A 13,777-nucleotide genomic window follows, 5' to 3' on the forward strand; every position below is an offset into this window, starting at 1 on the left:
GCCGTTCTTCCAGACGGTGCAGGTTAAGCTTGTTATCATCTATGTCCTGCTTATTTTAGTAGCGATGCAGCTCATCGGGGTTTATTTTATTAGCACGGTGAAAACATCGCTCATTAACAACTTCACGAATAATTTAAAGGAGCAGGCTGATATTTTGGCTAAATTCGCCGCGCCTAGCTTATCGCCGACGATGGATAGTGATGGGGATGCGACAGAAAGCACGAATGAGGATCTCAATCTTGTCGTGCGTAATCTGTTCAGTATAAGCGGAGCAGAGGTGCAGGTGCTCGATAACAACGGTAAAATCGTGGCCACCTCTCTGCAGCTTCATCAGTCATATATTGGGCAGAAGAATAAATCGCTGGCGGTCAGCCGTGCGCTGCAAAATATATCTGACAATGAAGAAGAGTTTATTGATGAGGACGGAACGCGCAAGAAAATGATTGCTGTTCCCGTCACCTATAATGAGAAGGTTGTCGGAGCCGTTCATATCGTCGCATCGATGACTGAAGTATATAACACGATGGACCGCGTCAATCAGATCTTCTTCTCAGGTACAATTATTGCATTATGCTTAACGGGTGTGCTCGGCGTTGTGCTCGCCCACACCATTACTCATCCGATTCAAGGCTTGACGCGTCAGGCTGAGCTTGTTGCAGAGGGACACTTCGATATGAAGGCACCTGTACTCGGCAACGATGAGATTGGACGGCTAAGCATGGCATTTAACGATATGACGATTCGGTTAAAGGAAGCATTGTCTGCTAACGAAGAGGAGAACGAGAAGCTTATCTCCGTTCTATCTAATATGAGTGACGGGGTACTTGCTGCAGACGAAAGCAATACGGTTATCGTCTGGAATAAACGCGCGCTTGAGCTGCTAGAGCTAGGTACGCTGCAGAATACACAGCTTCCAGCAGTGCTTGGCCTTAGTGAGGAGCAGCTTGCTGAGCTGCAGCAGGGTCGCACGCAAATCTTCATTATGAGCAAGGAGTATTATGATGAAGCGGACATGGATGAAGAGGAAACGATTCTAAAGGTGACACTGTCACCTATTCATCGGCGTGACCGCGGCATCACTGGCTCGATTGCGGTGCTGCAGGATGTTACCGACCAGGAGAAGCTGGAGTATTCACGCAGACAGTTTGTTGCCAACGTATCGCACGAGCTTCGCACACCGCTTACGACGATAAAAAGCTATGCAGAGGCGCTTAACGAAGGGGCGCTTGACGAACGAGAGCTGTCGGAGCGCTTTGTCGGTGTTATACGCAATGAGACAGAGCGCATGATTCGCTTAGTTAGTGACCTGCTGCATTTGTCGCGACTCGACTCGAATCAGGCGCCACTGCGTCGTCAAAAGACGAACATTCAGGACATGCTGGATGAGGTAGCGGATCGTTTTTCATTCCAGCTGCGGCAGAAGGCTATTACTGCTAAAGTGAAGGTCGATCGCAGCGTGAAGCAGGTATTGCTTGATCGGGATCAAATCGATCAAGTGCTAGATAATTTAGTATCCAATGCGGTTAAATATACGACGGATGGTGGCAGCATTATCATTACAGCGATGCGCTCCAAGGATAAAGCCTATGTTGATATTAGCGTACAGGATACCGGGATTGGTATTCCTGGCAAGGATCTATCACGAATATTTGATCGTTTCTATCGCGTAGATAAGGCGCGATCACGTAATTTGGGCGGTACGGGACTTGGCTTGTCTATTGCCCGGGAAATCGTTAAGCATCACGGTGGTAAGATTACACTGGAGTCAGAGCTGAATGTGGGAACGACAGTTACATTTAGTCTGCCGCTGCTGTTGGAAGGGGGCAAAGCTAAATGATCGAGCGAGCAAAAACAGGCATTTTGATCCTGCTGGTGGCGCTTAGTCTTGTGCAAACCTATTTTCTTGCCTATCGCATGCCATGGCTTGGCACAACGACACGCTCTGATCAGGATTATGTGAACACGGAGCTGCTAGGTCAAGGCAGCAACGTCGAGCAGGTGGTTTTTCCAGAGGAGCTTATTCTTCATCTTGGCAGCGATGAGCACGCGATGATCTATCCGAACACGCAGTTTTATGAGCTAATTGTGCGGCAGCGTCTAGCGAGCCGTGAATTCAAGGGCTTTCAGGTGCTTGTTAACCCAGGGCTAAACTGGGAGGAGATCAGGCGTGAGCATAAAGGGATCGAGCTTTCCTTTACGAAAGGAATTTCCTTCGAGCTGTTGAAAAAGTTAATGAAGCTTGATACAGAAGGCGGCGTTCAGGATAGCGTCATGCTGAGCGGTGTACTGATCTTTGCACAGGAAGAATCGGAGGAAGTGCTTGCCTACTTCTTCGATCAGAACGGATCAACCGTATATCAGGCACTTCATGTTGATTTGACGGTGAAGGATATTGGCGATTATATAGGGTTCGGCCAGTATTTGCCGCGCTTTACGTATATGCATGGTCAGCTGTACGTCGCGAATGAACCCATTCAAGCGACGGAGTATCTATATAGCTATGAGGTGTTTACACCTGAGCAGATGCAGCGCAGCTTATTCTTTGATTCGAGTACGACACGGGCCATCGTCAATCGATCTGGCTCGCAAATCTATACCGATGGTAAACGCGGCTTAAAGGTGGAGCAGAACGGACTATGGATTAGCTACACGAACTCTGTCGCTTCACAATCAAGCAGCGCAGCATTTAATGAGAATGTGTACTTGGCTGTTGACTTCGTTAATCAGCATGGTGGATGGGATACGACGTACCAGCTTGTGAACATTCCGACGGTGGAAGAGCGCTATGTTCGTTTTCGTAAATACATTGACCAGTATCCGGTTATTGATATTAGTCCATTCCATTACGGATATGTCCATCTAGGTGTGCAGCAGGGGGTAGTCGTTGAGTATGAACGCTCACTTATTAAGCTGCCACAGCAGGAGGAACGTAAGGAAATTCGCTGGCTCTATGGCGGTAATCTGCTGCAGAATCAGCTGGAAACGTATGGTCGAACGGATGAGATCGTGACGATCTATCCTGCGCTTAAGGTTGTTCCACAGCAGGAGCAACGGATAGAATTTCTGCCAGTGTGGGCTGTGTTATTAGAGGATGGCAGTGAGGAAGTGCTTATGGACGCTATGCCAGCAGGATATGAGCCAAAGCATACGGTCACGACAGAGATGAAGAAAGAGACAGAGGACCAAGAGCAGCAAGAGAAACAAGAGCAGGAACAGCAACAGTAGTAGCAAGCAGTAGTAACATTAGTAACTGTAGTAACAAAAACAGTAGTAACAGTGGCGGTTGTAATAGCAACAGAATGAGCATGTCCTTAGTGGTCAAGCGTGTAGTAGGTGCTATGGACCATATTAGAAAAAGAGAGGTGAAGCGAGTTGGACTGGAGTAGAGCAAAGACCGTAATGATTATTTCGTTTCTGCTGTTGAATATATTGCTAGGCTATCAGCTATGGAGTAATGTCAGGGCTCAGCTTAATGCGAATGCCAACTCTGCTGAGCTTCCTGCCGACAAGCTGCAGCTGATGCAGCAGAAGCGGATTACGCTGAATACGAATCTACCGTCCGAAACACCGATGATGGGTGACTTAACGTATTTGCTAGAATCAGATAGTATGGAAAACCGTAAGCCTACTCTAATCGTGCCGGCGGTAGATAGTGCTGTTGTCTTTAATGAAAAGCAGCTGGAGCGTACGCTTGGCACATTTATTCCTGATCTAAGTGAATATGTATACGATCTGCATAGCAGCAATAGCACCGAGGGTGTATTCGTTATGCATCGGGTCGTTGACGGACGGCCAATGTTCCATACGAAGCTTGAGCTGTACAATAGCAACTTAAAAATAACGGCCTATCTGCAGGATCGAGTAGAAATTACGCGCACAGGCGAAAAGCAGCAGGTGTTGGCTTCTTCTAAGATCGTATCGAGCTTAATCGAGACGTATTTGGAGCCAGGTGCTGTCATTATAGATATTCAGCTCGGCTATTACGGGCAGATCTTTGACTCGGAGGTGCAGGTGGCAACGCCTGCATGGCGAGTGATGCTGGATGACAGCAAGGTATACTATGTGGATGCAATTAGTGGAGAGGTATTAACTGACAATACGGAGGACAAGCTATAACAGCTCCTGTCAGCCAGGAGAAGGGAATTTAGAAGAATGGGATTACGTTTTACAGTTTTAGCAAGTGGATCTACGGGGAATGCAACAATTATACAAGGTAATGATCAGACGATTATGATCGATGCGGGACTAAGCGCTAAGAAGCTGGATGAGCTGATGAAGCAGCAGGGGATATCGGGGCATGAGCTCGACGCGCTGCTCGTCACACATGAGCATTCAGATCATATTAAAGGCTTAGGCGCCTTCGCACGCAAATATAACTTGCCGATCTACGCGAATGAGCCGACATGGGATGCACTAGAGCGGCATGTCGGCACGATCAGTCAGGACAAGCGTATGGTGTTCCAAAGCGGGGAATACTTATCATTCGGTACGATGCGCGTATCAACATTCCATATCTCACACGATGCTGCAGAGCCAGTAGGGTACACCTTCGAGCAGGATGGCCGCAAGCTGGGGGTAGCAACAGATCTAGGCTATATGAGTGAAAAAGTAAAAGGCCATATTATCGATTGTGATGCACTTATACTAGAATCGAATCATGATACGGAGATGCTGCGCATGGGTCATTATCCTTGGAACATTAAGCGGCGCATCTTAAGTGACATTGGACATCTATCCAATGTTGCTGCAGGGGAAGCACTCATCGAGCTAATGACGGATCGCACGAAGCGGGTCTACCTCGCTCATCTGAGTCAGGACCATAATCAAATGGATCTAGCGATGCTAACCGTTAATTCTATATTGGAGAACAACGGAATATTTTATAAGCGAGAGGAGTTTCCGCTTCGTCCTACTTTCGCTGATCGGCCAACGCCTTGGGATGAGCTAGGTCGGCAATAAGCTCTTCAAGTGTACGATCAATTCGCTGCATCATACGAGTCAGCTCACCATCATTGACGATGCCTTTACTTGTGAGGATCGCGAGCAATCCATTCAAGGTAAGCAGGGTCTGGTAATGCTCCTGTTTTAAATCAGCGAGCTGTGCGGCGAGCTGCACATGCTCATACGTGCGGGAAGTTGTCATATAAATAAAGCCTCCTATATGTAATTTATGGTAAAATACAAATGAAGTAATTGAATGCTATTACTAGTTTAGTCTAATCTCGCAAAAACATTCCTAATTTTGTATATCAATATAGAAGAAAGATGAAGGGGGTCGCAGTTCATGAGCTTATTCGATGATGATTTTTATTCCTCGAAGGTGTCTCGCAAGGCAAAAAGAGATCTTCAAAGCGGTCACAGTCGGGGGAACAAATGGTTTTCGGGTGTAAGAAATCAGAAGCACCTACAGCTTGTTATACTTTCATCAGTAACGACCGTTATCGTCATGACCGTATTATATGGACTTATTTTTGGCTTTAACCCTTCATCTAAATCGTCAAATCTAGATCTTTCTGCGCGTGCTGTGCAAGCAAGCGACCATATTCGCCCCGCAGTCGTCAGCATCATTAATGAACAAAAGTTCTCACTTGGGCTTAATGGTGGTGTGCTGGAGCAGGATAGTGACGAAGGCGGCATATATCGCGAAACAGGTGTTGGCTCTGGCGTTATTGTGCAGAAGGATAAGGATTATGCTTATATTGTGACCAACTATCATGTGGTCGCGTCAGCACATCGCGTGAAGGCGGTGCTGACGACAGGCGAGCAGCGCGAGGCTGAGGTCGTTGGACTTGATCAGATTACCGATCTTGCTGTATTGAAGATGAAAGCGGCCGGTATCGATCAGGTAGCAGAGATCGGAGATTCCTCCAGTCTGCGAGCAGCGGAGTTCGTCATGGCGATGGGCAATCCGCTCGGTATGGGCGAATCGATTACCTTCGGTGTAGTGAGCGTCATTCGCGAAACTGTGCCGGTGTCGCTTGGGCAGAACGGCATGCTGGACTGGGAGCAGGAGGTTATCCGTGTAGATGCTGCGATTAACCAAGGTAACAGCGGCGGCCCGCTCGTTGATCTGAATGGTCGGGTCGTTGGCATTAACAGCATGAAGATAAGCAACTTCGGTGTGGAAAGCATCGGCTATGCGATTCCGATCAATAATGTTATGCCCATTGTCGGTGAGCTTATCGAGCAGGGCTATGTATCACGGGCATACCTAGGTGTTTATATGCTCGATCTGCAGCAGTACTGGAATAGGCAGGAGCTTGATGCGGATGGCTCAGATGGCGAAGGCTCGCTAAGCTTGCCGAAGGAAGTGTACGAGGGCATCATTGTGCTAGAGGCGCTCGGGCCTGCGAAGGAAGCGGGATTGCAGTATAACGATGTCATCGTTAAGCTGGACGATACGAAGGTAGGAAGCACACGCGAACTGCGGAAGTATCTGTACAATCATAAGCGCATCGGAGACAGCATCGTCGTGCATTACTATCGTGGCAACGAGCTGCGTGAAGCGACTGTTACGCTGGGCGAGAATATACCGGAAGAGTAAGGCTGGATCATATCGATGGTGAATGAGGAGCCGCAGAAAGCGAGAATGAAAAGTTACTCGCTGATCCTGCGGCTTTTGCTGTATCGAATAACGAATTGTGATATGCTAACACTATAAAAAATAAGACACTCTAAGGATAAAGGAAGAGACATTATGTATTGTGTATGTAAAAGCTGTATTGAGCATGCGATAGAGCGCTTTGTTGATGAATATGAGGATGCACCGGATATGGTTGATCTGAAGGAAACGGAATTTGCCGACTGGGACCCGCCGCGCAAGTGTGATCTATGCGAGGACGCTGCGGAAGTATTGGTGGTATAGATGCATATCGGCATTGTAGCTGTAGGCAAGCTGAAGGAAAAGTATCTTGTGATGGGTATGGCTGAGTATGCAAAGCGCCTCGGCCCGTACATAAAGCTGACGATGAACGAGGTACCAGATGAAAAGGCGCCAGAGACGATGAGTGAGGCGGAAGAAGAGCAGGTGCGCGATCGCGAGGGAGAGAAGATTCTTGCCCATATTAAGCCCGAAGCGCATGTGATCGCGCTGGCGATCGATGGCCAGTTATGGTCGAGCGAGGAGCTGGCCGAGCAGCTGGACAAGCTCGCGACGTATGGCAAGAGCCATGTTGTATTTGTGATTGGCGGCAGTAATGGACTGTCGCAGGCGGTGCTGAAGCGGGCGAATCAACGCCTCAGCTTCGGCCGCATGACGCTGCCGCATCAGTTGATGCGTCTAGTGCTGATCGAGCAGGTGTATCGTGCGGTGAAGATTAATCGTGGGGAGCCTTACCATAAGTAAGGGAGATTTTGAATTGATCCCTTAAAGTTAGACAGATTATTTTAATAGGCGACTTGTTGGACATGGTTTAGGTACTGTACCGGACTCATGCCTTTAGTTTTGCCTTAATGCGCTTGTAGTTGTTATAATCGATGTATTTTGAAAGCTCATGTTTACATAGACTCGGATTTCATGATGCCAAAGAAGTTCTCAATAACAGCGTTGTCGTAGCAGTTACCTTTACGCTACACACTTTGCTTGATACCACGTTTTTTGAGGGCGTGGCGATACTGTTTCATCTGATAGTTCCATCCTTGATCAGAATGCATGAGGCGTGTATCGATGACGCATAAATAAATGCTTGCTTTAACATCATAGAAACAAGGGAATAGACCGATCTTGAACCGATCGAATACGTAATAATCTCACCATTTTATAGATCGAGTATGGGAGCTAAATATAGTATTTCCCGAATAATTTAAATTCTGTAATATCTGTAACCCACTTCTCATTTGGATTTTCATCGTGAAAGTTACGTTCTAATACGTTCGGTGTAATCTTACCAATCGTCCCATTGTAGGAACGATATTTCTTCATGCGCACTAAGCACTTTAATCTTAATACTCCCATCAAGCTTTGTACTTTTTTATGATTTACACGGTGTCCGCGATTCACTAACTTGTCGCGAATGCGACGATATTGATAACGCCCCTCATGCTCCTAATTAAGGACGTTTAGTTTAAACTGTGTAAGATAGGATTTATATCCTTATTAAAAGCTTCTTCACCATGATGCTCATATTGTTTAATCCAGCTTGAAAAGACAGAATGGTGAAGACCTGTGGATTTTGCGATGTTTTTCAAGCACTCTGATCCCTTTTGATAACGTATAACCACTTCATTTTTTTATTTGTACTGAATTTGGTCATAAAAACGCACCTCCAAAAGTTAGATTCATTGTGTCTAACTTTTGGGGTGCAGTTCATAGTTGGTGGTTTATTTTTATTGACTAAAAATCAATAATTTGCAGTTAAATTAGAATAAGGCACAACATATTCTAAAGAAAAGTATTAAAAATGAAGCTTAAGCAAATTTATTTTAGCGAGCTATTCATATACAGAAGTAAAGATAGATTTTAAAAACTAATGCAAAAATTTGAGCAAGAGATTAATTTGAGAAATAATCAAAAACTAGGGAGGGTATTTAAACTGAAATGAAGAATTATATAATGTATATTTTTACTTTTTAGGAGGTTTTTATTGTGAGCTCGAAAGGAAAAGTAATTTCATTAATTAACATGAAGGGCGGTGTAGGTAAAACCACTCTTTGTAGAGAAATAGCACTTTATATGTCTACATATTATGAAAATGAAGCAGAAGATGGTACTAAAGTTCCCATTAAAATTTTATTAATAGATGTTGATCCACAAGCTAATTTGACTCAATCTTTATTAGAGAAGTATTCAAAAGAAACAAAATTTTACACTGAAAATGAAAAAGGTGAAAAATTATTAGACTATAAATGTTCTGTGGATAATATCTTTAAAGAAGATATGGTAGGTGCAGATAGAAAACGTGTTATTCTGAATCTAAAAGAAAACTTAGATTTAATGCCAGGGGAATTAGAAACAATTTTTATTCAAAGACAGAATAACTCTAGCACACCTAATAAGTTGATGGATTATATTATAGAAGAAGATTTACGAGGAGAATATGATTTCATATTTTTAGATTGTCCACCTACATATTCTGTTTATACAGAAATGTCATTCTATGCTAGTGACTATTATTTTGTTCCAGCAGTTCCTGATGCATATTCAGTTTTAGGTGTGGATCTATTGGAAAAAGTAGTAAAAGATATAGTGAAAGCACAAAGAAATGGTGTTTTTAAAGAGCGACAACCTAAGAACTTAGGAGTAATTTGGACGGGAGTAAATTTAGTTAGAAGACCTCGACAAGCTGAGTACATAGAAGGTTTGAAGGACTCAGATATAGTAATAGAAAATAAAATACATATTTTTGATAGTATTTTTTGGGAATCAAATAAATTAGCGACGGCTCCATTTGAGAAAAGTATTATTGATAGGCAAGATAAAACGTTAGATGTTACTATGACTAAAATTTGTGATGAATTGATTGAGAGAATTGAGGAGATGAACAATGAAGCTTCTATGGAGAAAGATTCGACAGTTGGAGCCGAACTCTGAAATTGACCAGATAAAAATGGAATTTTATTCCGTTTTAATACCAGTACTTTTATCTAAAGAAATATTTGAATACAATATAGATATAAAAGAAATGCTAAAGTCATTTAAGTTTAAAAATCCAATAGGCGAATATTTATATGCAAATAGAACAGCACTTGTGGCAAAAGTCATAAGAGAAGTTGATAGAAACGAAATTGAAGATATTAAGCATAATATAATGGCTTTCAAAGAATTTGTACTAAAGGTTATGGAAGATCAGCAATTAGTTGATGCTTCCGAGGCTACTAAGTTTATAAATAAATATTCAAGAAATAAGGGATAAATTATGCAAAATAACCTGATGTTTAAAGCATATTTAGATTTTATAGAAGAAAACTATCCTAGTTATATAAAGCGACTCCAACCTGGAGATAAGGAAAATCTCGAGCAATTATTTTTATTATTAAATGATGTCTATATAACTATTTCATTTTTTGATAAAGAGGAATATACAACGAGTAATTTTTTGAATTTACTAAAGGAATATAGAGTATATCTGAGTAGAATACTATTGTTAGTACCATTAAACGATAAGTATTTAATAGATGCACTTGCTAGATTATTAGTTGAAAAATTATATAGAATAATTTACGGTATCCATCATTCACATTTAGCAGAATCTTCAGTTAGAAAACACGAACGTTCTAAAATGTCTGAACGACTAGATAGTTTCAATGTTAAGGATAAGGATATATTAGATAATCTGTATACAGATTATTCGAAATTAATACATCATACTACTAGTACTCAAAGTGATCTTCTAAACTTTACACAACTTGCTAAACTAGATGCAAATTTAATTCAATATATTATTGGAATTGTAGAACTATTAAACTCTATATATATAAAAAATGTATTTACCATTATTGTTAAAGATGGAAATTTAGATTTAGCATCAACATTAATTCTTGAAGAAAATGTTCAAGATTCTTTTAAAGATGTTTTAAAAGGCGAGGGTTTTGTAATATAAAGGATAAAGCAGTAACTATCATTCGAGATAGGAGCTGCTTTTATTTATTAGTTATCAAATTTACGTACTTTAATTCTTTCAGCAAATTTATGGTAAGGGCTCATTTATACTAGTACCAGTGAGACTTACCATAAATAGGAAAACTAAAAACAAATTATAATCACCGCATAATCTGCAGAAATATATACGTTTATTTTACCGTACTTGAAACTTCACTGACGGAAAGTGTCAGTGAAGTTTTTTTATAATTGGACTATCGATGCGATGAACTAATGATAAAAGGGGTGCGGGTTATGTATACAAAGAACGTGTATCTTTATGTATTTGATACGATGTCAGACTGGGAGGTAGGATATTTAATTGCGGAACTAAACTCGGGAAGGTACTTTAAAAAGGATTTAGCACCTATAAAGGTGGTTACAGTAGGGGCTCATAAACATCCTGTGACTACAATGGGTGGATTGAAAGTAATTCCTGATATGTCTGTTGATGAGTGTATGTTGGAGAGTAATGATGTTGTCATTCTTCCAGGGGGAAATACGTGGATGGATGAAATTCACGAACCGATATTAAAAAAATCTGCCAAAGCTTTAAAAGACGGTACGGTTGTTGCGGCCATCTGTGGGGCAACAGTAGCAATGGCTAGGATGGGATTGCTAGATTCAAGAGCGCATACAAGCAACAATCTAGAATATATGAAAATGATTTGTCCTCAATATAATGGAGAGAACTATTATCAAGATAAACCAGCAGTAACGGATGGCAATCTAATTACGGCAACTGGAATAGCCCCGCTGGAATTTGCCATGCATGTATTGAAGGTAATGGATGTATTTGAATTAGAAACTTTAGACGCGTGGTACAATCTTTACAAGACTTACGATTCAAAATACTTCTTCGAATTAATGAATGCTATTAAATAGCTGATAAGCAGATTAATAAGTATATAATGATATGAGAACTGGAATGCTTATATGATATTTTTTCGGGAGGAGAGAAGGTGCTTCTATGTCTAAATGGGACAACATGCTGTCTGTGCTTTGGATGCTGAGATACGGAAGGAAGCTTACTGCCGCACAAATCGCGGATAATTTGGAGATTAGTGTGCGAACGGTATACCGATATATTGATGCATTATGTGCCAGCGGCGTACCGATTGTCTCAGAATCAGGTCACGATGGAGGCATTCACATTCTTGAAAGCTTCAAGGAGACACCATTGTTCTTCGATTCTGTTGAGTTAAAGGCACTTGTAGATGCATCTAAATTTGCAGAAGGTGCTGGTTATCCGTATACAGAAGAACTGAAAATAGCGTTAAAGAAAGTGGAGGTTGGACTGCACGAAGAGCAACGGCATAATTTGTACCGTCAAACGAGTGGTTTAGATGTGATCTCTCCTGTACGCTCCTCTTTCACCATTCCGTTGCTAAGAGATCTGGAGGAAGCTGCTAATAAGGGACAAACGGTTCGAATCGCCTATCGTAAAGCGAATGCGGAGCAGGCCGACGAACGAGAAGTTAATCCGTATGGGCTAGTTTACAACCGAAATCATTGGTATATTATCGCGCATTGCCAACGGTCGAAGGCGACGCGGACGTTCCGAGTAGACCGAATCGAACGGTTAGAGATGACTGAAATTTATTTCGAAAAGCCTGAGTTTTTCTCAGCATCCCAATACTTCCGCGAAGAGTCTGAAGAGGGACTAGAGGCGGTTGGACCGCTAACGGTTATCCGCATTGAGGGAGAGCCTGATATATTGAATATGATTGGTGGACACTGGCATCTGCGTCACTATGTGACGATGAGAAACGATCGGGAGATAACCTTTCTGCTTGATGTCCAAACCATGAATAAGTATCTTCCTAAGTATCTGATTACGTTCGGCACAGCCATTCATATACGTGAGCCACAAGAGCTGAGGCACCAGTTACAGGAAATGGCGTATCGCATTGCCAAGCACTATGAAGTTAAACCAAATTGAACATGAAATTCGCTCTTCAGATATAAGGTGAACAACCATAAGTAAAACATGCCCTGTTCGCAAACGGACAGGGCATGTTTTATTTTGATCTTAAATAGTATTAACTCCAACATAAGTCAGCTAAGAGAATAAAGCTGCTCAGCCTGTCGTTTCATCAAGCTAGATGGGATGCGTTTCATAAGTGAGTTACGTGCAGCAAGAAGAAAAGGAGACTCTAGCTGAGCAATTTTCCCGAATGTCCAAGATTGCTGTGATATTGCAGCAATTCTTTTCTTGCGTCTTACGTTATAGCTACTAAAGGCTTCATTGAAATCAGACTTGTCTACAATACAATGTGCAAGAATCACTGCATCCTCAATAGCTTGACAAGCACCTTGCCCCATATTTGGTGTAATAGCGTGTGCAGCATCACCGATAAAGGCGATACGATGACTATAAAACTGATGCATTGGCTCAATATCTATAACATCACGATGTATGATTCGGTTGCTTTGGGTGTGCTTTAATAAGTATGGAATGGGGCTGTGGTAATGTTCAAATCGGCGGTATAAGTCTGCAAGCGAATAAGAAGCTAATACGGAGTCGCTAGCTTTAGCATTGACCAGAGCATACCAGTACACCTGCTGACCCCGCAAATAGACTACGCCAAATCTTCCTTTCTTGCCCCAGGTTTCAATGAATGCTTGCTTTTGTTGAGTGAATTCTGATGTTGGTAAATCAGCAATGCCACGCCAGCATGTATAGCCTGCATATCTGTACTTTGTATCAGGAAATAATAGCTTACGAATGGGGGAATGAATACCATCGGCAGCGATAAGCAGAGAACCTTCAACTTTACTACCATCTCCAAAGTAGATCGTCACCCCTGAATGATCTTGATCAACACGCTCACATTTCTTGCCCCAGTATATCGTTCCCGGCTTCAATGCCTCTAATAAATGACGATGGAGCTCGCTACGGTGAATAGCGTATAAGTGTTGGTACCCTTCTGGAACGAGCATTTTTGTAATGAACTCACCTTGGTCTGTTAAAATATGAAAGCCATTGCTTTCATATCCGTTAGCCATTATCTTCTCGGAAATCCCCAATCTGCTTAGAGCCTGTAAAGCGTTTGGCGCAATGATAATTCCTGCTCCATCAACGGTGGGCTCACGATTTCGTTCATATACAATAGCTTCGACGCCGAGTTGTTGTAAGGCAATTGCTGCACATAGACCGGCAATTCCGCCACCTACGATAATAATAGGTTTAGCCATTCA

General features: G+C 42.5%; 14 protein-coding genes and 1 pseudogene. 12 read left to right on the forward strand and 3 right to left on the reverse strand.

Annotated features, from left to right (window positions below):
• Nucleotides 1-64: 64 nt before the first annotated feature.
• From NSQ99_RS02645 to NSQ99_RS02660, 4 genes are all read left to right on the forward strand, one after another.
• The gene (locus NSQ99_RS02645) at nt 65-1,837 is read left to right on the forward strand and encodes an ATP-binding protein (protein WP_445670536.1); all 1,773 of its coding nucleotides are present in this window, start codon (nt 65-67) and stop codon (nt 1,835-1,837) included.
• Entirely contained in the window at nt 1,834-3,225 is a 1,392-nt protein-coding gene (locus NSQ99_RS02650) for a YycH family regulatory protein (protein WP_340834835.1), read from the forward strand. The genes NSQ99_RS02645 and NSQ99_RS02650 overlap by 4 nt, the downstream gene beginning before the upstream one ends.
• Nucleotides 3,226-3,372: 147 nt before the next feature.
• A complete protein-coding gene (yycI, locus tag NSQ99_RS02655; RefSeq protein WP_251670739.1) occupies nt 3,373-4,116 on the forward strand; it encodes a two-component system regulatory protein YycI in 744 nt (247 codons plus the stop codon).
• A gap of 36 nt (nt 4,117-4,152) precedes the next feature.
• The gene (locus NSQ99_RS02660) at nt 4,153-4,959 is read left to right on the forward strand and encodes an MBL fold metallo-hydrolase (protein WP_340834836.1); all 807 of its coding nucleotides are present in this window, start codon (nt 4,153-4,155) and stop codon (nt 4,957-4,959) included.
• Here NSQ99_RS02660 and NSQ99_RS02665 read toward each other — a convergent pair.
• Nucleotides 4,910-5,143 carry a hypothetical protein gene (locus NSQ99_RS02665; protein ID WP_251670735.1) on the reverse strand — a complete coding sequence of 78 codons (234 nt, stop codon included), beginning with the start codon at nt 5,141-5,143 and terminating at the stop codon, nt 4,910-4,912. The two genes, NSQ99_RS02660 and NSQ99_RS02665, sit on opposite strands and share 50 nt — an antisense overlap.
• A gap of 141 nt (nt 5,144-5,284) precedes the next feature.
• On the opposite strand from NSQ99_RS02665, the gene NSQ99_RS02670 reads away from it, so the two are divergent.
• From NSQ99_RS02670 to rlmH, 3 genes are all read left to right on the forward strand, one after another.
• Nucleotides 5,285-6,544, forward strand: a complete 1,260-nt coding sequence (locus tag NSQ99_RS02670) for a S1C family serine protease (protein WP_340834838.1) — start codon at nt 5,285-5,287, stop codon at nt 6,542-6,544.
• Between the two features lie 153 nt (nt 6,545-6,697).
• Nucleotides 6,698-6,865 (forward strand): CxxH/CxxC protein, encoded by a 168-nt coding sequence (locus tag NSQ99_RS02675; protein ID WP_251670731.1) that lies wholly within the window; start codon nt 6,698-6,700, stop codon nt 6,863-6,865.
• On the forward strand, nt 6,866-7,345 hold the full coding sequence (gene rlmH, locus NSQ99_RS02680; RefSeq protein WP_251670729.1) for a 23S rRNA (pseudouridine(1915)-N(3))-methyltransferase RlmH: 480 nt from the start codon (nt 6,866-6,868) through the stop codon (nt 7,343-7,345).
• A gap of 41 nt (nt 7,346-7,386) precedes the next feature.
• Here rlmH and NSQ99_RS02685 read toward each other — a convergent pair.
• A pseudogene (locus tag NSQ99_RS02685) lies at nt 7,387-8,044 on the reverse strand (IS3 family transposase); the annotation flags it as partial.
• A 540-nt stretch (nt 8,045-8,584) separates the two neighbouring features.
• Here NSQ99_RS02685 and NSQ99_RS02690 point away from each other — a divergent pair.
• The 5 genes from NSQ99_RS02690 (at nt 8,585) to NSQ99_RS02710 (ending at nt 12,518) form a co-directional block, all read left to right on the forward strand.
• Nucleotides 8,585-9,529: a ParA family protein gene (locus NSQ99_RS02690; RefSeq protein ID WP_340834841.1), complete on the forward strand. Its 945-nt coding sequence runs from the start codon at nt 8,585-8,587 to the stop codon at nt 9,527-9,529.
• A complete protein-coding gene (locus tag NSQ99_RS02695) occupies nt 9,513-9,851 on the forward strand; it encodes a hypothetical protein (RefSeq protein WP_340834842.1) in 339 nt (112 codons plus the stop codon). Before NSQ99_RS02690 ends, NSQ99_RS02695 begins: the two co-directional genes overlap by 17 nt.
• Nucleotides 9,852-9,869: 18 nt before the next feature.
• Nucleotides 9,870-10,538: a hypothetical protein gene (locus NSQ99_RS02700; RefSeq protein WP_340834844.1), complete on the forward strand. Its 669-nt coding sequence runs from the start codon at nt 9,870-9,872 to the stop codon at nt 10,536-10,538.
• Between the two features lie 293 nt (nt 10,539-10,831).
• Complete coding sequence (locus NSQ99_RS02705; RefSeq protein WP_340834846.1) at nt 10,832-11,461, forward strand: type 1 glutamine amidotransferase family protein; 630 nt, start codon at nt 10,832-10,834, stop codon at nt 11,459-11,461.
• A gap of 85 nt (nt 11,462-11,546) precedes the next feature.
• Entirely contained in the window at nt 11,547-12,518 is a 972-nt protein-coding gene (locus NSQ99_RS02710) for a helix-turn-helix transcriptional regulator (protein WP_340834848.1), read from the forward strand.
• A 116-nt stretch (nt 12,519-12,634) separates the two neighbouring features.
• Here the strand turns inward: NSQ99_RS02710 and NSQ99_RS02715 are convergent, their stop codons facing one another.
• Nucleotides 12,635-13,774: an FAD-dependent monooxygenase gene (locus NSQ99_RS02715; RefSeq protein WP_340834851.1), complete on the reverse strand. Its 1,140-nt coding sequence runs from the start codon at nt 13,772-13,774 to the stop codon at nt 12,635-12,637.
• Nucleotides 13,775-13,777 lie beyond the last annotated feature (3 nt).

This window comes from Paenibacillus sp. FSL W7-1287 (assembly GCF_038004245.1).
GTDB classification, from domain to species: domain Bacteria; phylum Bacillota; class Bacilli; order Paenibacillales; family Paenibacillaceae; genus Pristimantibacillus; species Pristimantibacillus camelliae.

What these genes read in the sequence shown, in the direction of transcription:
- NSQ99_RS02645 (WP_445670536.1), top strand. Translation starts at nt 65, where the DNA reads ATGCAGCTCATCGGGGTTTATTTTATTAGCACGGTGAAAACATCGCTC.
- NSQ99_RS02650 (WP_340834835.1), top strand. Translation starts at nt 1,834, where the DNA reads ATGATCGAGCGAGCAAAAACAGGCATTTTGATCCTGCTGGTGGCGCTT.
- NSQ99_RS02660 (WP_340834836.1), top strand. Translation starts at nt 4,153, where the DNA reads ATGGGATTACGTTTTACAGTTTTAGCAAGTGGATCTACGGGGAATGCA.
- NSQ99_RS02665 (WP_251670735.1), bottom strand. Translation starts at nt 5,143, where the DNA reads ATGACAACTTCCCGCACGTATGAGCATGTGCAGCTCGCCGCACAGCTC.
- NSQ99_RS02670 (WP_340834838.1), top strand. Translation starts at nt 5,285, where the DNA reads ATGAGCTTATTCGATGATGATTTTTATTCCTCGAAGGTGTCTCGCAAG.
- NSQ99_RS02675 (WP_251670731.1), top strand. Translation starts at nt 6,698, where the DNA reads ATGTATTGTGTATGTAAAAGCTGTATTGAGCATGCGATAGAGCGCTTT.
- rlmH (WP_251670729.1), top strand. Translation starts at nt 6,866, where the DNA reads ATGCATATCGGCATTGTAGCTGTAGGCAAGCTGAAGGAAAAGTATCTT.
- NSQ99_RS02700 (WP_340834844.1), top strand. Translation starts at nt 9,870, where the DNA reads ATGTTTAAAGCATATTTAGATTTTATAGAAGAAAACTATCCTAGTTAT.
- NSQ99_RS02705 (WP_340834846.1), top strand. Translation starts at nt 10,832, where the DNA reads ATGTATACAAAGAACGTGTATCTTTATGTATTTGATACGATGTCAGAC.
- NSQ99_RS02710 (WP_340834848.1), top strand. Translation starts at nt 11,547, where the DNA reads ATGTCTAAATGGGACAACATGCTGTCTGTGCTTTGGATGCTGAGATAC.
- NSQ99_RS02715 (WP_340834851.1), bottom strand. Translation starts at nt 13,774, where the DNA reads ATGGCTAAACCTATTATTATCGTAGGTGGCGGAATTGCCGGTCTATGT.